The sequence below is a fragment of the Lentzea jiangxiensis genome (genome assembly GCF_900104175.1).
GTDB classification, from domain to species: domain Bacteria; phylum Actinomycetota; class Actinomycetes; order Mycobacteriales; family Pseudonocardiaceae; genus Lentzea; species Lentzea jiangxiensis.
The window spans coordinates 241,366-263,840 of sequence record NZ_FNIX01000004.1 but is presented as its reverse complement, the minus strand read 5'-3'; the positions used below and the strand labels follow the sequence as shown (position 1 = coordinate 263,840).

Here is a 22,475-nt window from a genome sequence, read left to right as displayed (position 1 = left end):
GCCATGACTGAGCCGGTCGCGGCGCCCGCGCCCGGGAAGCAGAAGTTCCGGCTGGCGCGCTACCAGGACCTCGCGCTGGTCCCGGTGATCGTCCTGCTGCTGGTCGTCGGGGCGGTCCTGTCGCCGATCTTCCTGACGCCCGCGAACCTGGTCGCCGTGCTGACCCAGCAGAGCGAGCTGTCGCTGCTGGTGCTGGGCCAGGCGATGATCCTCGTCGTCGGCAAGATGGACCTGTCGCTCGAGTCGACGGTCGGTCTCGCGCCCGCGCTGGCGGTCGCCCTGATCATCCCCGCGTCCTCCGGTGGGCTGGACGTCGGGCTCGCGGCGTGGCTCGCGTTGCCGCTGTGCCTCCTGATCGGCGTGGCGATCGGTGGCCTCAACGGGTTCCTGATCCTCAAGGTCGGCCTGTCCGGGTTCATGGTGACGCTGGGCATGCTGACGATGCTGCGCGGCCTGCAGCTCGCGATCACCGAGGGCAAGTCGCTGATCGACGTGCCGGAGTCGTTCCTGTACCTGGGTTCCGCGACGTGGCTCGGGCTGCCGGCGGCGGTGTGGATCTGCGTCGTCTGCTACGCCGTGGGCATCTTCGTGCTGAAGTACCTGCGGGCCGGGCGGTCGTTGTACGCGATCGGCGGCAACTCCGAGGCCGCGCGGGCCGCGGGCATCCGGGTCGACCGGGTGGTGTGGACCGTGCTGGTCATCGGCTCGGTGCTGGCGGTGGTCGCGGGCATCCTGATGACCGGGCGGCTCGGGTCCGTCGCCGCGACGCAGGGCGAGGGCATGATCTTCCAGGTCTTCGCGGCCGCGGTGATCGGCGGCATCTCGCTGCAGGGCGGCAAGGGCACGCTGTTCGGCGCGCTGTCCGGTGTCCTGATGCTGGGGCTCGTGGAGCAGATCCTGCGGTTGCAGGGCGTGTCCGGCTTCTACATCAAGGCCTCGTACGGTGCGGTGATCATCCTCGCGCTGATCGTGACGCGGTTCGCGACCGGCCAGAAGCAGGAGTGAGCCCGTGGAGACCGTTGCTCTGCACACCCGGCTCCGCGAGGGCCGCGAAGCCGACTACGACCGGGTCCACGCGACGATCCCGGCCGAGCTGGACGGGGCGTTGCGCGAGGCCGGCGTGCACTCGTGGCGGATCTGGCGGTCCGGCCGCGACCTGTTCCACCTCGTCGAGGTCGACGACTACCGCGCCATGAGGGCCTGTCTGGCCGAGCACCCGGCGAACGTTCCGTGGCAGGCTCGGATGGCCGAACTGCTGGAGGTCCCCGACGATTACTCCGGCGCCGAACCCGCTGTGCGACTCGTCTGGGAGCTGCCGTGAAGATCGCTGTCTCCCGTCTGGGCTTCGGCGGCGCGCCGATCGGCAACCTGTACCGCGAGGTCTCCGACGAGGACGCCTTCGGCGCGGTCGAGGCGGCGTGGCAATCCGGCGTCCGGTACTTCGACACCGCGCCGCACTACGGGCTCGGGCTGTCGGAGCGCCGGCTCGGCGTCGCCCTGGCCGGTCGCCCGCGCGACGAGTACGTGATCTCCACGAAGGTCGGCCGGTTGCTGGAGCCGTTCGACGGCGAGGGCTCCGACGACGAGGGTTTCGCGGTGCCGCGGAACTTCCGCCGCGTGCGGGACTACTCCGCCGACGGCGTCCGCAGGTCCATCGAGTCCTCTTTGGAGCGTCTCGGGACGGACCGGGTGGAGGTCGTCTACATCCACGACCCCGACGAGCACTGGGACGAGGCCCTCTCGCAGGCGTACCCGGCCCTGGAAGAGCTGCGGTCGCAGGGCGTCGTGCGCGCGATCGGCGTCGGCATGAACCAGTGGGAGATGCCGGAGCGGTTCGTCCGCGAGACCGACGTCGACGTGGTGATGCTGGCCGGGCGGTACACGCTGCTCGAACAGCCCGCGCTGCCGTCGTTCCTGCCCGCGTGCGCCGAGCGCGGCGTGTCGGTCGTGGCCTGCGGTGTCTTCAACTCCGGGCTGCTGTCGAAGCCGGTCGTGCCGCCGGACGCGAAGTACGACTACGAGGACGCGCCGCCCGAGCTGGTGGCACGGGCCCGGGCGATCGCCTCGGTCTGCGACCGGCACGGGGTGACGTTGCCGGAGGTGGCGATCCAGTTCGCCCTCGGGCACCCGGCCGTCGTGTCGGTCGTGATCGGGTCGCGGACGGCCGCGCAGATGACGTCGAACGCCGCCCGCTTCTCGGCGTCGATCCCGGCCGGGCTCTGGGACGAGCTGAAGTCGTCGGGGCTGCTGGGCGAGGAGGTTCCGACGCCGTGATCGTCGACGCGCACCACCACCTGTGGGACCTGTCCGCCCGCGACCAGGACTGGATCACCGATCCGCCGATGGGCGCGATCCGGCGGTCGTTCCTGGAACCGGACTTCCTCGCGGCCGCGCCGGAGGTCTCCGCCTCCGTGCTGGTGCAGACGGTGTGCGTGCCGGAGGAGACGCCGGAGTTCCTGGCCGTGGCGGCGTCCTCGGACGTCGTCGGCGCGGTGGTGGGGTGGACCGACCTGACCTCGCCCGCCGTCGGTGACGCCCTGGCGGAGCTGGCCGGCGGGCCGGACGGCTCGTGGCTGCGCGGGATCCGGCACCAGGTGCAGAGCGAGCCCGACCCGGAGTGGTTGTGCCGCGGGGACGTCCGGAACGGCCTGCGCCACGTCGGGGCGCACGGGCTGGTCTACGAGCTGCTGACGTTGCCGCACCAGCTGCCGGCCGCGCGCCGCACCGTGGCGGCGCTCCCCAGCGTGCCGTTCGTCGTGGACCACTGCTCGAAGCCCGCGATCGGCTCGGACCCGGGGGAGTGGGCCGAGCTGATCCGGTCGATGGCGGCGCACGAGAACGTGACGTGCAAGCTGTCCGGCCTGGTCACCGAGGCGGACTGGAGGTCGTGGAGCGTCGCCGACCTGCGGCCGCACTTCGAGGTCGTGCTCGACGCGTTCGGACCGGAGAGGCTGATGTTCGGCTCCGACTGGCCCGTGTGCCTGCTGGCCGCCACCTACGACGAGTGGCTCGGTGCTGCGCGGGAACTGGTGTCGGAGCTGTCCGCCGGCGAGCAGGACGCGATCTTCTCGAGCACCGCTCGCCGGGTGTACTCCCTTTAGAAGAGGGCCTTCAGCTCGTTGATCAGCTGCGGCGTGGCGCCCACCAGCGGCTCGCGGACCGGGCCGGACGGCAGGCCGAGCAGGGTGAGTGCCGCCTTGACGGCGACGGCGCCGGGCTCGCGGGTCATGATCGCCGTGATCACCGGCAGCAGCGCCTGGTGGCGGCGCAGGGCTTCCTTGTTGTCGCCCTCGTCGTAGGCGTCGAGCATCGCCTTGATCTCGTTGCCGACGACGTGGCCGACGGTGCTGACCGTGCCGACGCCGCCGATCGAGTAGAGCGGCAGGATCAGCTCGTCGTTGCCCGAGTAGTAGTCGAGGCCGGTCTCGGCGATCACGCGGGCGGTCGCGAGCAGGTCGACCTTGCAGTCCTTCACGCCGACGATCCGCGGGTGCTCGGCGAGCCGGAGCAGCGTCTCGGTGTCGATCGCGGTGCCCGTGCGGCCGGGGATGTCGTAGAGCAGCGCCGGGAGGCCTGACGCGTTCGCCACCTGCCTGAAGTGGTTCTCGACGCCCTCCTGCGTGGGCTTGCTGTAGTACGGCGTCACGACCAGCAGGCCGTCGGCGCCGTTGTCCTCGGCCTGGCGGGCGAGCTCGACCGTGTGGCGCGTGGAGTTGGTGCCGACGCCCGCGAGGACCTGCGTGCGGTCGCCGACGGCCTCCTTCACGGCCTTGACGACCTGAGCCTTCTCGGCGTCGGTGGTCGTGGGCGCCTCACCGGTCGTGCCGTTGACGACCAGACCGTCCGCGCCGCCCTTGTCGACGAGGTGCGCCGCCAGCTCCTGCGCACCCTTGAGGTCCAGGTCACCGTCGGGGGTGAACGGGGTGACCATCGCTACCAGCACTCGTCCGAACATGACTCCAGCGTGGCTCCAGTTTTCGCGAAGTTCCAGTTAGAAGTTCTGCTCGGAACGTTAAGCTGAGCTTTGTGTTGGACGTGCGAAGGCTTCGACTGCTCCACGCGTTGTCGGTCCACGGGACGGTCACGGCCGCCGCGGAGGCCCTGCACGTGACGTCCCCCGCCGTGTCCCAGCAGCTCGCCGCCCTGGAGCGGGAAGCCGGGGTCGCGCTGGTCGAACGGGACGGGCGGCGGCTGGCGCTGACCCGGGCCGGCCACGTGCTCGCCGCACACACGCAGCTCGTCCTGGACCAGCTGGCGGCCGCCGAGGCGGACCTGGCCTCGCTGCGGACGTCGGTCTCCGGCGTGGTGCGCATCGGGGCGTTCGTGTCGGTGGCCGCCCTGCTCCCGCGGGTGATCCAGGTGCTGCGGTCCGAGCACGGGTCCGATGTGGACCTGTTCGTGCACGAGATGGAACCCGAGGCGTCGCTGCCCGCGCTGCGGCGCGGGGACGTCGACATCGCCGTCGTCCACTCGTACAACATCATGCCGCGCGACCTGCCGCCGTCCTGCGAGTCGCACGAGCTGTTCGTGGAACCGGTCAACGTGGCGCTGCCGCTGAGCGATCCGCTGGTGCAGCAGGACTCCGTGGACCTGAGCGTCCTGGCCGACCGGCCGTGGATCATGCCGCGCACCGACGCGTCGTGCCACGAGCTGACCCAGCGGGCCTGCGGCGCCGCCGGGTTCGTGCCGCGGGCGCAGGCCTACTGCGACGACTTCGGCGTCATGTGCGGGCTGGTCGAGGCCGGGCTCGGGGTGGCGCTGGTGCCTTCGGTGGCGCGGCGGCCCGGCGTGGCGTTGCGGCCGCTGAAGCAGCAGGTGTTCCGGACGGTGTCCGCCGTCGTGCGGAACCGGGCCGACGGGCAGCCCGCCGTGCGGGCCGTGCTGGAGCAGCTACGCCAGGTCTGAGAGCCACTGCTCGACGCCCGCCACGTGCACCGTGGACCAGCTGCGGGCGAGCTCGGGCTGGTGGGCGGCCAGCGCGTCGACGATGGCGCGGTGCTCGGCGACGGTGCGGTCGACGGCGTTGGACTGGGTGATGCCGCGCCAGATGCGGACGCGGACCGTCGGACCCGCCAGCGTGTCGAGGAGCTGGGCGAGGTAGGCGTTGCCGGAGCACTGGGCGATGGCGCGGTGGAACTCGAGGTCGTGCTCGACCAGTTCCTCCACGGACTTGGCGCTCTCGGCGGCGTCGCAGAGCGCGCGGAGCTTGACGACCTCGTCCGGTTCCACCCTTTGGGCGGCCATCGCGGCCGCCGCGGGCTCCAGGATGCGCCGGACCTGGAGGACTTCGAGCACCGAGTCCTCGCCGCGGTGGAGGTCGAGGACGAACGACAGAGCACCGAGCAGGTCGTCGGCCCTGAGCGACGAGACGTACGTGCCGTCGCCCTGGCGGACGTCGAGCACCCGGACGAGTGACAGTGCCTTCACGGCCTCGCGCAGCGAGTTCCGGGACAGTCCGAGGCGTTCTGCCAGGTCAGCCTCTCGCGGGAGACGGTCGCCGGGCTTGAGCTCGCCCGAAACGATCATCTCCTTGACGCGCAGGATCGCATCGTCGGTGACTGCCACGGGCACCCTCAACTCGTCGTAGACCTCGGATGTCTGGCGACCAGTATGCGCCACGCAAGGTCGACTTCGTGGCACCCCCGGCGTTTCGGGCTTCGTTCACAAACTGTGTTGTGGGATGGTTATCTTTTGACGACACGTGACGGGAACCCCTGTTGTCGCCATAATGGTCTGGACCATTCAAGGAGGGATCTTGGACGCCGTTGTCGCAGCACCGCGCGCATTGCTCGGTCGCACGATCGTCGGTCCTGCCTCGGTGCGGATCAGGGACGGCCGCATCGTCGAGGTGACCACCGGTGAAGCACCACCCGGCGCGGAGGTCCTGTCCGACGGCCTGCTGACACCGGGCCTGGTCGACGTGCAGGTGAACGGCGCCGTGGGCGTCGACTTCGCCGAGGTGGACGCCGCCGGCATGCGTGCCGTGGCGCAGGCCTTGCCGTCCACCGGTGTGACCCGGTTCCTGCCCACGTTGATCACCGCACCGGTCGACGTGGTCCTCAGGCAGGCTCGTGCCGTGCTCGCCGCATCCGCCGCGTTGCCGGACGGAGTGGGTGCCCGGCCGTTGGGCGTGCACCTCGAAGGCCCCTTCCTGTCGCCCAAACGGGCAGGGGTGCACGACCCGTCGTTCATGGTGGAGCCTGGTCCCGACCAGATCTCGGCCCTGCTCGACGACGATCTGATCCGCCGCGCGCTGCGGATGGTGACGATGGCCCCGGAGCAGCCCGGCGGCTTCGAGGCGGTTCGCCGGCTCGTCGAAGCCGGTGTGCTCGTCGCGGTGGGGCACTCCGACGCCACCGGTGAGCAGACGCGTGCCGCGGCGGACGCGGGTGCCCGCATGGTGACGCACCTGTTCAACGCCCAGAGGCCGTTGGGGCACCGCGAACCCGGTGTGCCCGGCGTGGCTCTGGTCGACGAGCGCTTCACCCTCGGCCTGATCGCGGACCTCGCCCACGTCGGCCCCGACGTGTGCCGTCTCGTGTTCAACGCCGCCGGAGCACGAGTCGCGCTGGTCACCGATGCCGTCGCCGCCGCGGGGATGCCGCCCGGCCGCTACCACCTCGGTGGTGCGGACGTGCTGCTCACCGAGGACGGCGTGCCCCGCTCGCCGGAGGGCACGATCGCGGGTTCCGCGCTCACGCTCGACCGCGCCGTGCGGAACATCGTGTCCGTGGGCGTTCCGGTCGCCGACGCCCTGGCTTCGGCGACGATCGTGCCCGCCGAGGTCATCGGCGAGTCCGGTCTCGGCCGCCTCGCGCCGGGTGCCGTCGCCGACCTCGTGTGGTGGGACGACGACCTGCGGCCCAGGAAGGTCTGGGTCGACGGTCAGGTGGTGTTCGACGCCGAGGTGCCGGTCGCGCCGGTCGCGGCCGGGTACGCCACCGCGGGCCGGTAGAGCTCCGAGCGACGAAGGGCGCCTCCCCCGTGCAGGACGGGGGAGGCGCCCTTCGTCGTGCCCTGACGTTCGCCCTCGCTCGACGAGCGAAGAGCCCGCCCGGGGGGACCAGGCGGGCTCTTCCGTCGTGCGGGTCAGAGCGTGCGGGTGACCTTGTTCAGGCCCCGCGGGCTGTCCGGGTCACCGCCACGCGCCAGCGCGAGGCCGTACGCCAGGCGCTGCACGGGGAGGATCTCCAGCACCGGCGCCACCTCCTCGGCCGTCTCCGGGATGGCGATCGACAGCGTCGCGCCGACCTTCTCCGAGGCCGAGCCGACCGCCACCACGTCCGCGCCGCGCTGGTGCACCACGTCGAGCGCGTCGCGCAGCGAGTCGCCGCCCTTGCCCAGCGACGTGATCGCGAGGACCGCGGTCTCGCCGTCGACGGCGGCGACCGGGCCGTGCAGCAGGTCCGCCCCGCTGTACGCGCGCGCCGCCAGGTAGGAGGTCTCGGCGAGCTTCAGGGACGCTTCCAGGGCCGTGGCGTAGGAGTAGCCGCGGCCCGTGGTGAGGACCCGGTCCACGAACCGGTAGCGGCGGACGGCCTCGTCGACCGTCGGAGCGGACTGGTCCAGCGTCACCTGGGCCAGGTCGCCGAGCGGGGCCGCCGCCTCGCCGTTGCCGCCGCGCACCGCGTCGACCAGCAGGTACAGGGCGAGCAACGTCGCCGAGTAGGTCTTCGTGGCGGCGACCGCGTGCTCGACTCCCGCGGACACGTCGACCGAGAGCTCGGCGGCCGCGTTCAGCGGGGAGTTCGGGGTGTTGGTCACGGCCACGGTCAGCGCTCCGCGCCTGCGGTAGGAGGCGGTGACCTCCAGCAGGTCGGGCGAGCCACCGGACTGCGAGACCGTCACGAGCAGCACGTCGCGCAGGTCGGGCTCGGCGCCGTAGAGGGTGGTCGTCGAGGCGGAGACCAGGCCTGCCGGGAGCTGGAGCAGGATCTCGGTCAGGTACTTCGCGTAGATCGCCGCGTGGTCGCTGCTGCCCCTGGCGGCGAAGAGGACGAAGCGCGGGGCGCGTTCGCGGATCACCGCGGCCACCTCGGCGATGGTCGAGCGCGCGGAGTGCAGGGCCGAGAAGATCGACGGCTGTTCGGCGATCTCCGCCGCCATGTGCCGGCCTGGCTGGGGCGTGGTCATGTCGTGCCTTTCAGGATCAGCTCGGCCGCGGCTCGGAGGCTCACCCGAGAACCGCCGTGGGTGTCGATGCGGGCGGCGCTGCCCAGGTCTGGACCGGGGACGCCGGTTTCGACGTGCACCACGTCCAGCTGCAGGTTAGTTAAGTTTGTTACCAGTTGTCGAGCGCTCGTGTGCCGGTGGGCATCTCGCGTCACCACCACGATCGTGCGGGTTCCCGCCGCCTTCGCGACTTCGTCGGCGGAGATGTCGCGGGCCGCGATCACCTCGGTGCCCGGGAGGACCTCCCGCAGGTACGGGCCGAGGCCCCACGGGACGTCACCGACCGCGATCGACGGGTCCACGACCAGGTCGACGACGACCGGGTCGCTTCCGACATCGACCCGGCCGCGCACCTCGACAGCGCGTCGAGCGGCCGTGAGGCCGATCTCGGCGTCGTGGGCGTCGACCGTCGACGGGGGCAGGCCCAGCGCCAGCGAGCGCTGGGCGGCCTGGGCCAGGCGTTCCTCGGACAGCTCGCCGGACTTCACCGCGGCGACGATCGAGTCGATCAGCCACTGGAGGTCCTGGTCGTCGAGGGCGATGCCGCCTAGGCAGAGCGCGTCCACGCCGGCGGCCAAGGCCCGGACGGCGCCGTGGGCGAGGTCGCCGCCGACGGCCTTCATGTCCAGGCCGTCGGTGATCACCGCGCCGGTGAAGCCCAACTCGGTGCGGAGCAGGCCGATCGCGTGCTTGTTCAGCGTCACCGGCTGCGTGCCCCACTCGGGGACGACGAGGTGGCCGGTCATGATCGAGCGGACGCCCGCGTTCACCGCCGCCTGGAACGGCACCAGCTCGACGGCGCGGAGCTGCTCCTCGGTGCGCGGGAGCACCGGGAGCTGCTCGTGCGAGTCCTCCGTCGACGCCCCGTGGCCGGGGAAGTGCTTGGCGCAGGCGGCGACGCCCACGGTCTGCAACCCCTCGACCCACGCGGCGACGTGCCGCGCGGCGAGCACCGGGTCCGAGCCGAACGCGCGGACGCCGATGATCGGGTCGTCCAGCGTCAGCACGAGGTCGGCGGACGGGGCGAGGTTCAGCGAGATGCCGCACTTCGCGAGGCGCGCGCCGATCGACGCGGCCACCGAGCGGGTGAGGTCGAGGTCGTTCGCCTGGCCCAGGGCGTGGTTGCCGGGGACCTCGGAGCCGCGGCCCGCGTCGAGACGCGTGACGTCGCCGCCCTCCTCGTCGATGCCGATCACCACGTCCGGGCGCGCCGAGCGCAGTTCGGCGCACAGCGCGGTCACCTGGGCGTCGTCGACGACGTTGCGCCCGAAGAGCACAACGCCGCCGAGTCCGTCAGCGACGCGCCGCAGCAGCCAGTCGGGGGCGGTCGTTCCGTGAAAACCGGGCAGCAGAACGGCAGCGGCCAACTGATCCACGTGTCATCCCTTCACCGCACCGGCGGTGACGCCGGCGACCATCTTGCGTTGCACGATCAGGAAGAACACCAGTGCGGGCACGGTGAACAGGGCCGAGGCGGCCATCGCGCCACCCCAGTCCGTGCCGAAGGCGGTCTGGAACCCCGACAGCCACACCGGCAGCGTCTCGCTGTCCTGGCTGCGGATCAGCACCTTGGCGAACAGGAACTCGTTCCACGCCGTGATGAACGCGAACACCGACGTCGCGACGAGGCCCGGTCCCAGCAGCGGCAGGGTCACCTTCTGGAACGCGCCCCAGCGGCCGCAGCCGTCGACCATCGCGGCTTCCTCGAGCTCGATCGGGATGCCGTTGACGAACCCGCGCAACGTCCACGCGCAGAACGGCAGCGTCACCGCGAAGTACACGAGGACCAGCGACGAGAGGTGTTCGTAGAGCTGGAGGTCCCGCATCATCAGGAACATCGGGATCAGCAACGCCTCGAACGGCGCCATCTGCGCGACCAGCATCAGCAGCACGAAGCTCTTGCGGCCGCGGAAGGCGAAGCGCGACATGGCGACCGCCGCCGTGATGCCGACGACGATCGCGGCGAGCACCGCGGTCAGCGTCACGAGGAGGCTGTTGCCGAGCGAGGACAGGAAGCCGGGCTTCGTCCACGCCGTCACGAAGTTCGTGAGCGTCGCGGAGAACGGGATCAGGTCGTAGTCCGACGTGATCGTCGTGCCCTTGGGCTTGAGCGCCGACGTGATCATCCAGTACGTCGGGAAGAGGAAGAACAGCGCGAGCGCGAGGCCCACGACGTTCGCCGCAGACTTCTTGAGCATCAGATCTTGCCCTCCTCGGTCTGCAGCAGCTTGCGCAGGTACTGGAACGTGATCAGCCCGAGGATGACCATCATCAGCACGGAGATCGCGGCCGCGACGCCGAAGTGGCTCTTCGCGATGCCCTCCAGGTACTGCAGCACCGGCAGCGTCGTGCTCTCACCGCTGGGACCGCCCTCGCGGAACACCCAGATCTGCGCGAAGACCTTGAAGTCCCACAGCGTCGACAGGAACGTCACCATCATCAGCAGCGACTTGATCTCCGGCCACGTCACCGCGCGGAACGTCTGCCAGCCCGTCGCGCCGTCGATGCCCGCGGCCTCGTAGAGGTCGCGCGGGATGCCGACGAGACCGGCGTAGAGCGAGAAGGCGAGGAAGGGGATCGCCTGCCACACGATCAGCAGCCCGACGACGGACAGGGTCGAAGTGCCGGAGGAGAACCACGAGTAGCCGGCGAACGAGTCGAAGCCCAGCCGCACCAGCGTCTTGTTCAGGATGCCGTAGTTCTGGTCGAACATCCACTGGTAGACCGTGGTGGACGCCAGGATCGGCATCGCCCAGGCGCAGAGCATCGCGATCTGCAGCGCGACCCGCACCCACGGCGTGAGCACGCGCATCAGCAGCGCGATCCCGAGGCCCATGCCCACCGAGGCCACGACGACGGAGACGGTGAACACGAGGGTGCGCAGCGAGACGTCCCAGAAGCGCTCGTCCCGCAGCACCGTCGCGTAGTTGTCGAAGCCGGTCCACACGATCTCGCCGCGGACCAGTTCCCCGAGGTTGAGCTGGCGGAAGCTCGTCACGAACACCGAGATGACCGGCCAGCCGATCAGCCAGAGGATCGCGATGAGTGCGGGAGCCAGCAGCAGGTAGGGCAGCGACCTGTCGAAGGCGCTGCCCCGGCGGCGGCGCTCGCGCGCCCCACCCGTCACGGCAGGCGGCAGCGCCGGAGGGATGTCCCCTGCCGGCGCTGCCGTTTCGGTCGTCTTGACGGCCGTCATCTCAGCCGGGCTAGCCCAAGGCCTTGGTGATGGCGTCGCTCGCGTCCTTCGTCGCCTGGTCCAGCGACTTCGCGCCGGAGAGGTACGCGGTGAGCGCGTCCTTCAGCGGGTTCTGACCCGCCTCGACGGCACCCCACTTCGGCGAGCTCGGCGTGACCTTGCCGTTCGGGGCGGAGGCGGCGAGCGCCTTGCCGACCGCGTTGGTCTCGAGCTTCGAGGTGTCCTTCGAGGTACCGGGAACCGCGCCGCCCTCGGCGAGCATGTCCTGGTACTTCTTGGACGACAGCAGCGCGAGCCACTTCTTCGCGGCTTCGGCGTTCTTGCTGGCCGTCGGGATGGCGAGGTTCGAGCCGCCGAGGAACACGGGAGCGCTCGAGCCGGCCTTCTTGGACGGGATCGGGAACGCCGCGGTCTTCTCCTTGAGCTCCGGCTTGTCCTTGACGGCGCTGCCGAGCTCCCACGGGAGACCGATCATCATGCCGACGTTGCCGGTCTGGAAGACCTCGTACTGCTGCGGCTTCGCCTCGTCGGTGTCCGCCGGGGCCTTCTTGGTGGCCGACGCGTCGTAGAGCGCCTTGTAGGCCTCGAAGCCCGCCTTGGACTGGGCCGAGTCGAGCGTGCTCGTCCACTTGCCGGCGTCCTGCTTGGCGATGTCGCCGCCCTCGTCCCAAATCAGCGAGAGCAGGAAGTACCAGGACTGACCCGGCAGGTACAGGGCCTGGAAGTCCGGGTTGGACGCGTTCGCGGCCTTGAGCTTGTTGATCGCGTCGATCCACTCGGCACGGGAGGTGGGCGGCGTGGTGATGCCGGCCGCCTGGAACAGGTCCGTGCGGTAGATGACGGTGCGGTTCGCGGCGTAGAACGGCACGCCGAACTGCTTGCCGTTCAGCGTCAGCGAGTCCTTGAGACCGCCGAGCCACTCACCGCTGTTGAACTGACCGGCGTCCGCCGTCAGGTCGGCCAGCGTGCCCTGGTCGGCGAAGCCCGCGATCTGGGTGTTGCCGAGTTCGATGACGTCCGGCGGCGTGCTGCTGGCCAGCGCGGTGGTCAGCTTCTCCTGGATGCCGGTCCACTTCTGGACCTCGTACTTGACCTTGATGCCGTTCGCCGACTCGAACTCCTTGTTCAAGGCGTCGGTCAGGGTCGTCGGCGCGGAGCCGTCCATGAGCCACACGGTGATCTCTTTGGTCTCCGCGCCGCCACCGCTGTTCGTGCTCGTGCCACATCCCGACACGGCCACTGCCAGTGCGGCGGCACCAGCAGCGAGTCCTCTCCAGCCCTTCACAGTTCGCGCCCTTTCACCGAGCCCGGCCCTCGGCCGGAACGTCCAAGTGGTGTAGACCAATGCGGAACAGCGTGTGCTGCGTCACCGCGTCTGTCAAGCGCGTTGCCAAGACGTTGCGAAGTCCTCCGACCAATTTCGCGGGAGATGTCGGGGGTTCGGACGCACGAATCGGCACGGACAAGGCATCCTTGTGGATGCGTGACATGGAGTGCGAGGAGGAGGCCATGCTGGAGACGACGCCTGCATCAGGCGTGGACGCCAGGACGCGTGCGCAACGCGAACCCAAGTACTGGGGTCTCAAGCGGCACCTGCTCGACCTGTTGAGGGCGCTGCCGCCCGGTTCGCCGATCCCCACGGAACGGTCGCTGGCCGCGGAGTTCGACGTCTCCAGGACGACCGTTCGCCAGGCGCTCGCCGAGTTGACGGTCGAAGGGCGACTGCTCCGCGTGCAGGGCAAGGGCACCTTCGCGGCCGAACCGAAGGTCGCCCAGAGGTTGCAGCTGTCTTCGTACACAGAGGACATGCGCGCCCAGGGCCGCGTGCCGTCGTCCCAGCTCATCGAGGCCTCCGAGATGCCCGCCGAGGCGGAGCTGGCGCGGCTGCTCGGCGTGCGTCCCGGTGCCAAGGTGCTGCGCCTGCACCGCCTGCGGCTCGCCGACAACGAGCCGATGGCCATCGAGACGACCCACCTCGCGCTCGGCCGCTTCCGCGGGCTGCGCCGGTACCTGGCGCCCGGCGCCTCGCTGTACCAGGTGCTGTCCGAGCGGTTCGGCGTCGAGATGGGCCACGCCGAGGAGACGATCGAGACCGCGCTGGCCTCGCCGGAGGAGGCGGAGCTGCTCGGCGCCGACATCGGCCTGCCCATGCTGCTGCTGTCGCGGCACTCGTTCGACACCGAGGGCAACCCGATCGAGTGGGTGCGTTCGGTCTACCGCGGTGACCGCTACAAGTTCGTCGCTACGCTGAACCGGCCGTCTTGATCGCCTGGGGCACGCCGCGTGCCCGCTGGGTGCTGACGACGACGATCCTCGGCTCGGGCATGGCCATGCTCGACGGCACGATCGTCAACGTGGCGCTGCCCAGGATCGGCGCGGAGCTCTCCGCGTCGGTCACCGACCTGCAGTGGATCCTGAACGGGTACCTGTTGGCGCTGGCCTCGCTGATCCTGGTCGCCGGGTCGCTCGGCGACCGGTTCGGCCGGCGCCGGGTCTACGTGGTCGGCGTGGTGTGGTTCGGCGTCGCCTCGCTGCTGTGCGGTGCCGCGTGGAACGTGCCGGTGCTCGTGGCCGCGCGCGTGCTGCAGGGCGTCGGCGCCGCGTTGCTCACGCCGGGGGCGCTGGCGATCCTGCAGTCGTCGTTCAACCGGGAGGACCGGTCACGGGCCATCGGCGCGTGGTCCGGGCTTTCCGGCGTCGCCACGGCGATCGGGCCGCTGGTCGGCGGCCTGCTGGTGCAGGCGTGGTCGTGGCGCCTCGCGTTCCTGGTGAACCTCCCGGTCGCCGCGCTGTGCGTGTTCCTCGCGCTGCGGTTCGTGCCGGAGTCCAAGGACGACTCCGCCGGGCACCCCGGCTACGTGTCCGCGCTGGTCGGAGCGGTGGGACTGGCTCTGCTGACGGGCGGGCTCGTCGAGCAGTCGTACGTCCTCGCGGTTCCCGGGGTGGTCGCGATGATCGCGTTCGGGGTGGTCCAGAAGAGGTCCGCGAATCCGCTGGTGCCGCCCGAGCTCTTCCGGAACCGGACGTTCCTGGTCTCGAACGTCCTCACGTTCCTCGTCTACGCGGCTCTCGGCGGCGTGATGGTGTTGCTGGTGCTCCAGCTGCAGATCTCGCTCGGGTACTCGCCGACGGCCTCCGGGCTCGCCAGCGTGCCGATCACGGTCATCATGCTGCTGGCGTCCTCGACGTCCGGCCGCCTCGCGCAGCGCCACGGCCCGCGGTTGCAGCTCGTCGTCGGCCCGGTGCTGGTCGGCCTGGGCATGCTGCTGCTGCGCAACGCCGTTCCGGGCGCCTCGTACGTCTTCGGCGTGCTGCCCGGCGTGCTGGTGTTCGGCATCGGGCTCGCGGTCGTGGTCGCCCCGGTGACGGCGACCGTGCTGGCCTCGGCACCCGATCACCACGCGGGCGTCGCGTCCGGCGTGAACAACGCCGTCGCGCGCACCGGCAGCCTCCTCGCGATGGCCGTGCTGCCCGCGGCGGTCGGCCTGGTGGGCGAGGACTACGCGAACCCCGAGGTCATGACCGCCGGCTGGGAGATGGCGCTCGTGCTGTGCGCGGTGGCCGCGATCATCGGCGGCGTGCTGGCCATCGGCGTCGACAACCGGGTGCTGGACGCGGCGCCGGAGCAGCACGAGGCCCCGCACCCCGGCGAGTGCCTGCACTGCGGGGTGGAGGGCCCTCCGACGCACATCCGGTCAGGCGGCGAGAAGGCGCGCCAGTAGCTCCGGGTCCACGTTGCCGCCGGACACGACGGCGACACCGCCACCGAGCTTGGCCTGCGCGGCCACGGCGACCGCACCGCTCGGCTCGGCGACCAGCCGCGCCCGCCGCGCCAGGTCCGCCACGGACGCCATGATCTCGTCCTCCGACACCGTGACCACGTCGTCCACGTACCTGCTGATGTGGGCCCAGGTGAGCGCCGACGGCTCGTCCCTGAGGGCGTCGGCGACCGTCCGGGCGCGCCGCAACGGGTCCCAGCGCACCAGCTCGCCCGTGACGAGCGACTCGGCGATGTCGGCGGCCAGGGCGGGTTCCGCGCCGATCACGCGGACGTCCGGGCGCAGCGCCTTGACCGCCGTCGCCACGCCGGAGATCAGCCCGCCGCCGGACATCGGCACCACGACGGCGTCGACGTCCGGCAGGTCCTCGAGGACCTCCAGACCGATGGTGCCCTGACCGGCGATGACGTCGGGGTGGTCGAACGGCGGGATCAGCGCCGCACCGCGTTCGGCGACCAGGGCCTCGGCGCGCTCGACGCGTTCGGTGATGCCGACGATGAAGACCTCGGCCCCCAGCGCCTTCGTGGCCTCGACCTTGACCGCCGGGGTGTTGTCCGGCATCACGATCGCGGCCGGGACGCCGTGCAGCCGGGCCGCGAACGCCACGGCCTGGGCGTGGTTGCCGCTGGAGTACGCGACCACGCCGTTCGCGCGGTTTTCCAGGCGCGCCAACGCGTTCAGCGCGCCCCGCAGCTTGAAGGCGCCGACCGGCTGCAGGTTCTCCGGCTTGATCCATCCAGGGCCGAACGGCAGCAGCGGTGTGCGCACCACGTGCGGTGCGATCACCGCCGCCGCCGAGAGGACGTCCGGGAGCGCGATCATCCGAGGATCGAGGCGAGCAGCCGGGGTTCGATGTTGCCGCCGGACACCACCGCGACGGCCGGACCGGCGGGCAGCTTCCGGTTCAGGTACGCGGCCACGGGCACGGCGCCGCTCGGCTCGGACACGACCCGCGTGCGGCGGGCGATCTGGTTCACGGCGTCGCGGATCTCGTCCTCAGAGACGGTGATGAAGTCGTCGACGTACTCGCTGATGTGGGCCCAGGTGAGCTCCGAGGGCTCGGCGCGCAGGCCGTCCGCGATGGTGCGGGCGCGGTCGTGCGCGTCCCAGTGCACGCGCTCTCCCGCGGCGAACGAGGCGGAGGCGTCACCGGCCAGCTCGGGCTCGACGCCGATCACGCGGACGTCCGGGCGCAGCGCCTTGACCGCGGTCGCGACGCCGGCGATCAGCCCGCCACCGCTCACGGGCACCAGGATCGTTGCCACGTCGGGAAGATCGTTGACGATCTCCAGGCCGACGGTGCCCTGGCCGGCGATCACGTCCGGGTGGTCGAACGGCGGGATCAGCGTGGCCCCGCGCTCCTCGACGAGCTCGGCGGCACGCGACTCGCGTTCGGTGATGCCGACGATGAAGACCTCGGCGCCGTGCGCGCGCGTCGCGTCGATCTTGAGCTGCGGCGTGTTCTCCGGCACGACGATCGCGGCCGGCATGCCGAGGGTCTTGGCGGCGTAGGCGACCGCTTGCGCGTGGTTACCGCTCGAGTACGCCACGACACCGCGCGCCCGGTTCTCGGAAGGTATGCGGGACAAGGCGTTCACCGCGCCGCGTTGCTTGAAGGCGCCGATCGGCTGCAGGCACTCGGGCTTGATCCACAAACCGGAGTCGAACGGCAGCAACGGCGTGTGGACGACGTGCCGGGCGATCGCTGCGGCGGCCGTCCGAACGTCTTCGAGAGTCACCAGGCGCATGGGTCGATGATGCACGTCGTCAGGCCACAACCGGTGAACTGTGCCCAACGTCCTACGTGCGTCCTGGCCGGGAAGCACTGTGGGCGCCGTGTTCTGCCGTCGGTCGGGGGAACGCGAAAAGCGTTGGCAGGCAACAGCCGTCGCGTTCTGCTCGTCTTCGTGGCGACCGTCCTCGTCGTCACGGGCGTCCAGTTCGCCACCGGCACACCGTCCACGGTCGACACCGTGGACCGTCCACGAGCACCCGCGCCGTGACGGCGCCTCCCGGCGCGTCCGGTCAGCCGCTGGGAGCGCGACGACGCCGTCGTTCGCCACTAACCCCATTCGGTGATCACGTCACTACGTTGAGCGATAGTTAACTGTCAACGGCTACGCACCGCAGTTGATCTGTCGTGAGCTGTGACACACTTCGTTCACGTTCGAGGCGGGGCGTCATAGCCAAGAGATCCGCAACTTCACTCGAACGGGCGAAGGATTCGGTCCAAAAGAGACCGGGAGGAGGGCGCAATGAGGCTCGTGGCACGTCCGCTTGAGCCCGGCGCCTGCCGTGGAGGACCCGGCTGCTACACCGGGTTCGAGAAGCGATGAGGGATGGGAGGGGTGGGGCGACCCCTGCCGCCGCCCCACCACCCGTCCCCCTAGAGCCCCCGAGAGAGGTCCCTGCAACCGATCTCTCGGGTTCCCCTGCACCCGAAAGTGAGGGAGACGCTTGATGAACCGCACGCGTGCGGCCCGTGTTACCGGTGCCGTGTTGCTCGCCACCGGAGTCGTGACTGCTCTCAGCGTACCGGCGTTTGGCGCCCCTGCCGCACCAGTCACCCCAACCGGCTCCGATACGGAGAGCTACCCGGCCGAATTGCTCCAAGCGGTCGAACGTGATTTGGGCCTGAACGCTGACCAGGCCCGCGTCCGGTTGGCCTCTGACCAGAAGTCGAGCGAAATCGCGGAGGCCGCCAAGGCGTCTCTCGGCGACGCGTTCGGCGGAGCGTGGATCGACCAGGCGAGCGGCAGACTGACCGTCGCGGTCACCAAGCCGGGACTCTCCGTGACCGGCGCGGACACCGCGGTGGTGAAGAACTCGCTCACCCAGCTCAACGGGACCAAGTCGGTCCTCGACGTCATGAACGCCCCCAAGTCGATCACGAGCTGGCGCGTCGACGAGAAGTCGAACTCCGTCGTGGTCGAGGTCAACAAGAACACCCGCGACGCCGCGGCGGAGAGCTTCATCGCCACCGCGAGGTCCATCGGCTCGACCGTCAAGGTCGAGGAGGTCGCCGAGAGCCCCACGACGCTCTACGACCTGCGTGGTGGTGACGCCATCTACATGGGCAGCGGTGGCCGTTGCTCGCTCGGCTTCTCCGTGACCGGCGGCTTCGTGACCGCGGGCCACTGCGGCACGACGGGCACCTCCGTCTCCGGCTACAACCGCGTCGCGGCCGGCTCGTTCGCCGGCTCGGTGTTCCCCGGCAGCGACATGGCCTGGGTCCGCACCAACGCGAACTGGACCCCGCGCCCGTGGGTCAACCGCTACAACGGCACGAACGTGATCGTCCGCGGCTCCACCGTGGCGGCGATCGGCTCGCAGATCTGCCGTTCGGGTTCGACGACCGGATGGCGCTGCGGCACCGTCCAGGCCTACAACCAGACCGTGAACTACCCGCAGGGCACCGTGCGCGGCCTGACCCGCACCAACGCCTGCGCGGAGCCGGGTGACTCCGGTGGTTCGTGGGTGGCGGGCTCGGGCTTCGGCCAGGCCCAGGGCGTGACGTCCGGTGGTTCGGGCAACTGCTCGTCCGGCGGCACGACCTACTTCCAGCCGGTCAACCCGATCCTGTCGCGCTGGGGCCTGACCCTCACGCTGGGCTAGAACTCGGTGCGGAGCGCCGCGACACCTCGGTGTCGCGGCGCTTTCGCGTTTCCAGACCAGCACGATCTCGCCGTCGACGACGTGGTGCTCGTGCTGATGGCAGTGGGGGCGTCCGCGGCGGGACGCCCGCCATCGCGCGAAGGCCCGCCACCCTGTTCCTGGAGGGTGCGGCTAGCTGAACTGCACCGACCGCTTCGACAGGCCGTACCAGAAGCCCTCGACGCTGGTGCGCGCCTTCTCGTCGCTCGCCGCACCAAGCGCCACGAAGAGCGGTGCGAAGTGCTCGGTCCGCGGGTGCGCGATCCCGGCGGCGGGTGCCTTCACCTGGAAGTCGAGCAACGCGTCCACGTCGCCGTTCGCGAGCTGCCGGTGCGCCCAGTCGTCGAACTCCTTCGACCACGACGGCGGCTCGTAGTCCGGTCCGGCCGGGAAGTTCACGCAGCTGAGGTTGTGCGTCATGAAGCCGCTGCCGACGATCAGGACGTTCCGGTCCCGCAGCGGCGCGAGCCTGCGACCGATCTCGTGCAGCTCGCGCGGGTCGAGCGTGGGCATCGACATCTGCAGCACCGGCACGTCGGCGTCCGGGAACATCTCCTTCAACGGCACGTAGGCCCCGTGGTCGAGACCGCGTTCCTCGTCCTGCTCGACGTGGCCGCCGAGCAGCTTGCGGACGTCCTCGGCGAGCTCCGGCGCGCCCGGCGCCTCGTAGGTCACCTCGTAGTAGCGCTGGGGGAAGCCCCAGAAGTCGTACACCAGCGGCACGGTCGTGGTCGCGCCGATGGTCGTCGGCGCCTCCTCCCAGTGCGCGGAGACCATGAGCACGGCCTCCGGGCGCGGCAGGGTGGCGGACCAGGCACGGAGCTCTCCGGTCCACGTCTCGTCATCGGCCAGCGGGGGTGCCCCGTGGCTCAGGTACAGCACTGGTGCGCTCACGTCCTCGAGCGTACGCCATTTTGTTCAAATTTCAACGATCAAGTTCGAATTTGAACGACTCGGCCGCCTTGCGCGGGTCCTCGGCGTCGGTGATGGCCCGGACGACGACGACCCTGGTGGCACCCGCGGCCTTCACCTCGGCGAGGTTGGCGAGGTCGATGCCGCCGATCGCGAACCACGGGCGGTCGGTCCTCGTGGCGCGGACGAGGTCGAGCCCCGGCGCCGGACGGCCCGGCTTGGTGGGGGTCGGCCAGCACGGTCCGGTGCAGAAGTAGTCCACGCCGGACTCCGCGGCGGCCGCGGTCATCTGCTCGACGTCGTGCGTCGAGCGGCCGATCACCACCTCGTCGCCGATGATCCGGCGGGCGAGCGGGACGGGCAGGTCGTCCTGGCCCAGGTGCAGCACGTCGGCGTCGACGGCGTGCGCGATGTCCGCGCGGTCGTTGACCGCGAGCAGCTTCCCGTGGCGCTCGGTGGCCTCGGCCAGGACCTCGATCGCCTCGATCTCCTGCTTGGCCTCCAGTGACTTGTCCCGCAGCTGGATGATGTCGACGCCGCCCGCGAGGACCGCGTCCGCGAACTCGGCCAGGTCCGGCCGGTCCGGTGTGCAGAGGTAGAGCGTCGCGTCGGCGAGTCGTTGCCTGATCAGGTTTCCGTCGAGTCCTGGCACGCACGCACGTTAACCGTTATGTTGAAGTCGGTCCGCACGGGAGCCTGGAGAACACCGGGCTGAGAGGGAGCGTGGTTCGCTCCGACCGTCGAACCTGATCCGGGTCATGCCGGCGCAGGGAGCGTGAATGCCTTGAGCAGTGTGGAAGTGGCCGTCCGGGGTGGCGGTGTCATCGGTCTGTCCGTGGCCCTCGCCGCGGCACGGGCCGGGTTCTCCGCCTCCGTGTCCGACCTCGGTTCGCCGCACGCCGGTTCCCGGGTCGCGGGCGGCATGCTGGCGCCTCTCACGGAGGCGTGGCCGGGTGAGGAAGCCGTGGTGGCGCAGGGGGTCGAGGCCCTCGCGATGTGGCCGGGGTTCGCCTCGTCGATCGGTGTCCCGCTGTTCACCGCCGGGACGCTGGCGGTCGGCACGCAACCGGGTGACCTCGCCGACCTGCGGCCCGCGGGGCAGTTGCTGACCTCGCGGGAGGTCCGCGCTCTCGAACCCTCGCTGGGACCGGCGGTGCGCGGTGGCGTGTTCGCGTCCGGCGACCTCGCCGTCGACAACCGCCTGCTGCTCTCCGCGCTGCGCGAGGCGTGCCTCGACGCCGGTGTCGTGTCCGATGTGGAGGGACGCGTCTCGGTGATCGCCGCCGGGGCGTGGAGCGGCGGGCTGCACCCCGCGCTCGAGGGCGTGATCCGGCCGGTCAAGGGCGAGATCCTGCGGCTCACGCACCGTCCCGGCGCGTTGCCGCCCCCTCGGCACACCATCCGCGCGCTCGTCTCCGGCCGGCCGGTGTACCTGGTGCCGCGCGACGACGGGCTGGTCGTCGGCGCGACCCAGTACGAGGCCGGGTTCGACACCGACGTGTCCGTCGCGGGCGTGCGGGACCTGTTGCGGGACGCGGAAACCGTGCTGCCGGGCATCGCCGAGTACGCGCTCACCGAAGCCGCCGTGGGATTTCGCGCGGGCAGCCCGGACAACGTGCCGGTCGTGCGCTGGCTCGAACCCGGTGTCATCGCCGCGACGGGCCACCACCGCAACGGACTGCTGCTCGCTCCGCACACCGCTCGGCTCGTGGTTCAGCTCCTGCAGGGAGGAAGTTCGTGAAGGCACAGGTGAACGGGACCTCCCGCGACTTGGCCGACGGCACGTCGGTGGCCGCGGTCGTGGCGTTGGTGGGGGCGCCCGAGAAGGGTGTGGCCGTGGCGCTCGACGGCGCCGTGGTGCCGAAGGCGTTGTGGGGCTCCACGATCGTGCCGGACGGCGGCGTGGTCGAGGTGCTGACCGCGGTCCAGGGAGGCTGACGTGGACGATCCGCTGATCATCGCGGGCCGGGAGTTCCGGTCGAGGCTCATCACCGGCACCGGCGGTGCCGCGAACCTCTCGGTGCTGGAACGGGCGCTCGTCGCGTCCGGCACCGAGCTGACGACCGTGGCGATGCGCCGGGTCGACGCGGCCAGCCGGACCGGTGTGCTCGAGCTGTTGCGGCGCCTGGGGATCGAGGTGCTGCCCAACACCGCGGGCTGCCGCACGTCCGCGGAGGCCGTGCTGACCGCGCAGCTCGCGCGGGAGGCGCTGGAGACGAACTGGGTCAAGCTCGAGGTCGTCCACGACGAGGAGACCCTGCTGCCGGACCCGGTCGAGCTGCTGGACGCCGCCGAGCGGCTGGTGGCCGACGGCTTCGTCGTCCTGCCGTACACCAACGACGACCCGGTGCTGGCGCGCAAGCTGGAGGACGTCGGCTGCGCCGCGGTCATGCCGCTGGGCTCGCCCATCGGAACGGGTCTCGGCATCCGCAACCCGCACAACATCGAGCTGATCACCTCGCGCGCCGGCGTTCCGGTCGTCCTCGACGCGGGCATCGGCACGGCGTCCGACGCGGCGCTCGCGATGGAGCTCGGCTGCGCGGCGGTGCTGCTGGCGACGGCCGTCACCCGTGCTCAGGACCCGGAACGCATGGGCGCTGCCATGCGTTGTGCGGTCGAGGGCGGGCGTCTGGCACGGCTGGCCGGAAGGATTCCGCGGCGCTTTTGGGCCCAAGCGTCTTCGCCGGGTCTCCGAGTCGCTACCGTGGGTACTCACGTGTTGGGGGAAGATTGAGCACTACCTGAATTCCCGCCGAGGAGGA

General features: G+C 70.8%; 23 protein-coding genes and 1 riboswitch. Of the genes, 12 read left to right on the top strand and 11 right to left on the bottom strand.

The features are described from left to right. The first annotated feature begins 3 nt into the window (after positions 1–3). From BLQ91_RS15250 to BLQ91_RS15235, 4 genes are read left to right on the top strand one after another with little or no spacing between them, the layout of a single operon-like run. Positions 4–1,005, top strand: coding sequence for an ABC transporter permease (locus BLQ91_RS15250; protein WP_245733436.1), 1,002 nt, complete (start codon positions 4–6; stop codon positions 1,003–1,005). A gap of 4 nt (positions 1,006–1,009) precedes the next feature. Beyond that, on the top strand, positions 1,010–1,321 hold the full coding sequence (locus BLQ91_RS15245; RefSeq protein ID WP_090097483.1) for an L-rhamnose mutarotase: 312 nt from the start codon (positions 1,010–1,012) through the stop codon (positions 1,319–1,321). Beyond that, positions 1,318–2,274, top strand: a complete 957-nt coding sequence (locus tag BLQ91_RS15240) for an aldo/keto reductase (protein WP_090097482.1) — start codon at positions 1,318–1,320, stop codon at positions 2,272–2,274. The genes BLQ91_RS15245 and BLQ91_RS15240 overlap by 4 nt, the downstream gene beginning before the upstream one ends. Next, a complete protein-coding gene (locus tag BLQ91_RS15235; RefSeq protein WP_090097481.1) occupies positions 2,271–3,101 on the top strand; it encodes an amidohydrolase family protein in 831 nt (276 codons plus the stop codon). The genes BLQ91_RS15240 and BLQ91_RS15235 overlap by 4 nt, the downstream gene beginning before the upstream one ends. Here the strand turns inward: BLQ91_RS15235 and dapA are convergent. Continuing rightward, on the bottom strand, positions 3,098–3,955 hold the full coding sequence (gene dapA / locus BLQ91_RS15230) for a 4-hydroxy-tetrahydrodipicolinate synthase (RefSeq protein ID WP_090097480.1): 858 nt from the start codon (positions 3,953–3,955) through the stop codon (positions 3,098–3,100). The two genes, BLQ91_RS15235 and dapA, sit on opposite strands and share 4 nt — an antisense overlap. 71 nt (positions 3,956–4,026) lie before the next feature. Here dapA and BLQ91_RS15225 point away from each other — a divergent pair, with 71 nt between their 5' ends. Continuing rightward, positions 4,027–4,905: a LysR family transcriptional regulator gene (locus tag BLQ91_RS15225; protein ID WP_090097479.1), complete on the top strand. Its 879-nt coding sequence runs from the start codon at positions 4,027–4,029 to the stop codon at positions 4,903–4,905. Here BLQ91_RS15225 and BLQ91_RS15220 read toward each other — a convergent pair. Continuing rightward, positions 4,891–5,565, bottom strand: a complete 675-nt coding sequence (locus BLQ91_RS15220; protein ID WP_090097478.1) for a FadR/GntR family transcriptional regulator — start codon at positions 5,563–5,565, stop codon at positions 4,891–4,893. The two genes, BLQ91_RS15225 and BLQ91_RS15220, sit on opposite strands and share 15 nt — an antisense overlap. Positions 5,566–5,755: 190 nt before the next feature. Here BLQ91_RS15220 and nagA point away from each other — a divergent pair, with 190 nt between their 5' ends. After that, on the top strand, positions 5,756–6,955 hold the full coding sequence (nagA, locus tag BLQ91_RS15215; RefSeq protein ID WP_090097477.1) for an N-acetylglucosamine-6-phosphate deacetylase: 1,200 nt from the start codon (positions 5,756–5,758) through the stop codon (positions 6,953–6,955). A gap of 134 nt (positions 6,956–7,089) precedes the next feature. Here nagA and BLQ91_RS15210 read toward each other — a convergent pair whose 3' ends face one another. From BLQ91_RS15210 to BLQ91_RS15190, 5 genes are read right to left on the bottom strand one after another with little or no spacing between them, the layout of a single operon-like run. Beyond that, positions 7,090–8,133 carry an SIS domain-containing protein gene (locus tag BLQ91_RS15210; RefSeq protein ID WP_090097476.1) on the bottom strand — a complete coding sequence of 348 codons (1,044 nt, stop codon included), beginning with the start codon at positions 8,131–8,133 and terminating at the stop codon, positions 7,090–7,092. Beyond that, positions 8,130–9,548, bottom strand: a complete 1,419-nt coding sequence (locus BLQ91_RS15205) for a glycoside hydrolase family 3 protein (protein ID WP_090097475.1) — start codon at positions 9,546–9,548, stop codon at positions 8,130–8,132. Before BLQ91_RS15205 ends, BLQ91_RS15210 begins: the two co-directional genes overlap by 4 nt. 3 nt (positions 9,549–9,551) lie before the next feature. Beyond that, positions 9,552–10,370 (bottom strand): carbohydrate ABC transporter permease, encoded by an 819-nt coding sequence (locus tag BLQ91_RS15200; RefSeq protein ID WP_090097474.1) that lies wholly within the window; start codon positions 10,368–10,370, stop codon positions 9,552–9,554. Continuing rightward, positions 10,370–11,368, bottom strand: a complete 999-nt coding sequence (locus tag BLQ91_RS15195) for a carbohydrate ABC transporter permease (RefSeq protein WP_090097473.1) — start codon at positions 11,366–11,368, stop codon at positions 10,370–10,372. The genes BLQ91_RS15200 and BLQ91_RS15195 overlap by 1 nt, the downstream gene beginning before the upstream one ends. A 10-nt stretch (positions 11,369–11,378) precedes the next feature. Further along, complete coding sequence (locus tag BLQ91_RS15190; protein WP_090097472.1) at positions 11,379–12,653, bottom strand: sugar ABC transporter substrate-binding protein; 1,275 nt, start codon at positions 12,651–12,653, stop codon at positions 11,379–11,381. 224 nt (positions 12,654–12,877) lie between these two features. Between BLQ91_RS15190 and BLQ91_RS15185 the strand changes: the two genes are divergently transcribed. After that, positions 12,878–13,633 carry a GntR family transcriptional regulator gene (locus tag BLQ91_RS15185; RefSeq protein ID WP_090097755.1) on the top strand — a complete coding sequence of 252 codons (756 nt, stop codon included), beginning with the start codon at positions 12,878–12,880 and terminating at the stop codon, positions 13,631–13,633. Beyond that, a complete protein-coding gene (locus BLQ91_RS15180) occupies positions 13,630–15,090 on the top strand; it encodes an MFS transporter (RefSeq protein ID WP_281199480.1) in 1,461 nt (486 codons plus the stop codon). Before BLQ91_RS15185 ends, BLQ91_RS15180 begins: the two co-directional genes overlap by 4 nt. Here BLQ91_RS15180 and BLQ91_RS15175 read toward each other — a convergent pair. Both BLQ91_RS15175 and BLQ91_RS15170 read right to left on the bottom strand, forming a co-directional pair. Then, positions 15,064–15,969 carry a threonine ammonia-lyase gene (locus BLQ91_RS15175; RefSeq protein WP_090097471.1) on the bottom strand — a complete coding sequence of 302 codons (906 nt, stop codon included), beginning with the start codon at positions 15,967–15,969 and terminating at the stop codon, positions 15,064–15,066. The two genes, BLQ91_RS15180 and BLQ91_RS15175, sit on opposite strands and share 27 nt — an antisense overlap. Further along, positions 15,966–16,895 (bottom strand): threonine ammonia-lyase, encoded by a 930-nt coding sequence (locus tag BLQ91_RS15170; RefSeq protein WP_090097470.1) that lies wholly within the window; start codon positions 16,893–16,895, stop codon positions 15,966–15,968. Before BLQ91_RS15170 ends, BLQ91_RS15175 begins: the two co-directional genes overlap by 4 nt. Before the next feature lie 880 nt (positions 16,896–17,775). On the opposite strand from BLQ91_RS15170, the gene BLQ91_RS15165 reads away from it, so the two are divergent. After that, positions 17,776–18,762 (top strand): S1 family peptidase, encoded by a 987-nt coding sequence (locus tag BLQ91_RS15165; protein ID WP_342670642.1) that lies wholly within the window; start codon positions 17,776–17,778, stop codon positions 18,760–18,762. 171 nt (positions 18,763–18,933) lie between these two features. Here BLQ91_RS15165 and BLQ91_RS15160 read toward each other — a convergent pair whose 3' ends face one another. Both BLQ91_RS15160 and thiE read right to left on the bottom strand, forming a co-directional pair. Then, the gene (locus tag BLQ91_RS15160; protein ID WP_090097468.1) at positions 18,934–19,695 is read right to left on the bottom strand and encodes a dioxygenase family protein; all 762 of its coding nucleotides are present in this window, start codon (positions 19,693–19,695) and stop codon (positions 18,934–18,936) included. A 31-nt stretch (positions 19,696–19,726) separates the two neighbouring features. Beyond that, complete coding sequence (thiE, locus tag BLQ91_RS15155) at positions 19,727–20,365, bottom strand: thiamine phosphate synthase (protein ID WP_090097467.1); 639 nt, start codon at positions 20,363–20,365, stop codon at positions 19,727–19,729. A gap of 26 nt (positions 20,366–20,391) precedes the next feature. Then, a riboswitch (TPP riboswitch) is annotated at positions 20,392–20,503 on the top strand. Between thiE and BLQ91_RS15150 the strand changes: the two genes are divergently transcribed. From BLQ91_RS15150 to thiG, 3 genes are all read left to right on the top strand, one after another. Then, positions 20,498–21,454, top strand: coding sequence for an FAD-dependent oxidoreductase (locus BLQ91_RS15150; RefSeq protein ID WP_090097466.1), 957 nt, complete (start codon positions 20,498–20,500; stop codon positions 21,452–21,454). (Overlaps the previous riboswitch by 6 nt.) After that, positions 21,451–21,651: a sulfur carrier protein ThiS gene (gene thiS / locus BLQ91_RS15145; protein ID WP_090097465.1), complete on the top strand. Its 201-nt coding sequence runs from the start codon at positions 21,451–21,453 to the stop codon at positions 21,649–21,651. Before BLQ91_RS15150 ends, thiS begins: the two co-directional genes overlap by 4 nt. A gap of 1 nt (position 21,652) precedes the next feature. Next, on the top strand, positions 21,653–22,447 hold the full coding sequence (gene thiG / locus BLQ91_RS15140) for a thiazole synthase (protein ID WP_090097464.1): 795 nt from the start codon (positions 21,653–21,655) through the stop codon (positions 22,445–22,447). Positions 22,448–22,475: the final 28 nt, after the last annotated feature.

Bases quoted from the DNA above. Each gene is read 5' to 3' on its own strand.
- BLQ91_RS15250 (WP_245733436.1), top strand. From the start codon at position 4: ATGACTGAGCCGGTCGCGGCGCCCGCGCCCGGGAAGCAGAAGTTCCGG.
- dapA (WP_090097480.1), bottom strand. From the start codon at position 3,955: ATGTTCGGACGAGTGCTGGTAGCGATGGTCACCCCGTTCACCCCCGAC.
- BLQ91_RS15210 (WP_090097476.1), bottom strand. From the start codon at position 8,133: ATGACCACGCCCCAGCCAGGCCGGCACATGGCGGCGGAGATCGCCGAA.
- BLQ91_RS15200 (WP_090097474.1), bottom strand. From the start codon at position 10,370: ATGCTCAAGAAGTCTGCGGCGAACGTCGTGGGCCTCGCGCTCGCGCTG.
- BLQ91_RS15195 (WP_090097473.1), bottom strand. From the start codon at position 11,368: ATGACGGCCGTCAAGACGACCGAAACGGCAGCGCCGGCAGGGGACATC.
- BLQ91_RS15185 (WP_090097755.1), top strand. From the start codon at position 12,878: ATGCTGGAGACGACGCCTGCATCAGGCGTGGACGCCAGGACGCGTGCG.
- BLQ91_RS15175 (WP_090097471.1), bottom strand. From the start codon at position 15,969: ATGATCGCGCTCCCGGACGTCCTCTCGGCGGCGGCGGTGATCGCACCG.
- BLQ91_RS15170 (WP_090097470.1), bottom strand. From the start codon at position 16,895: ATGCGCCTGGTGACTCTCGAAGACGTTCGGACGGCCGCCGCAGCGATC.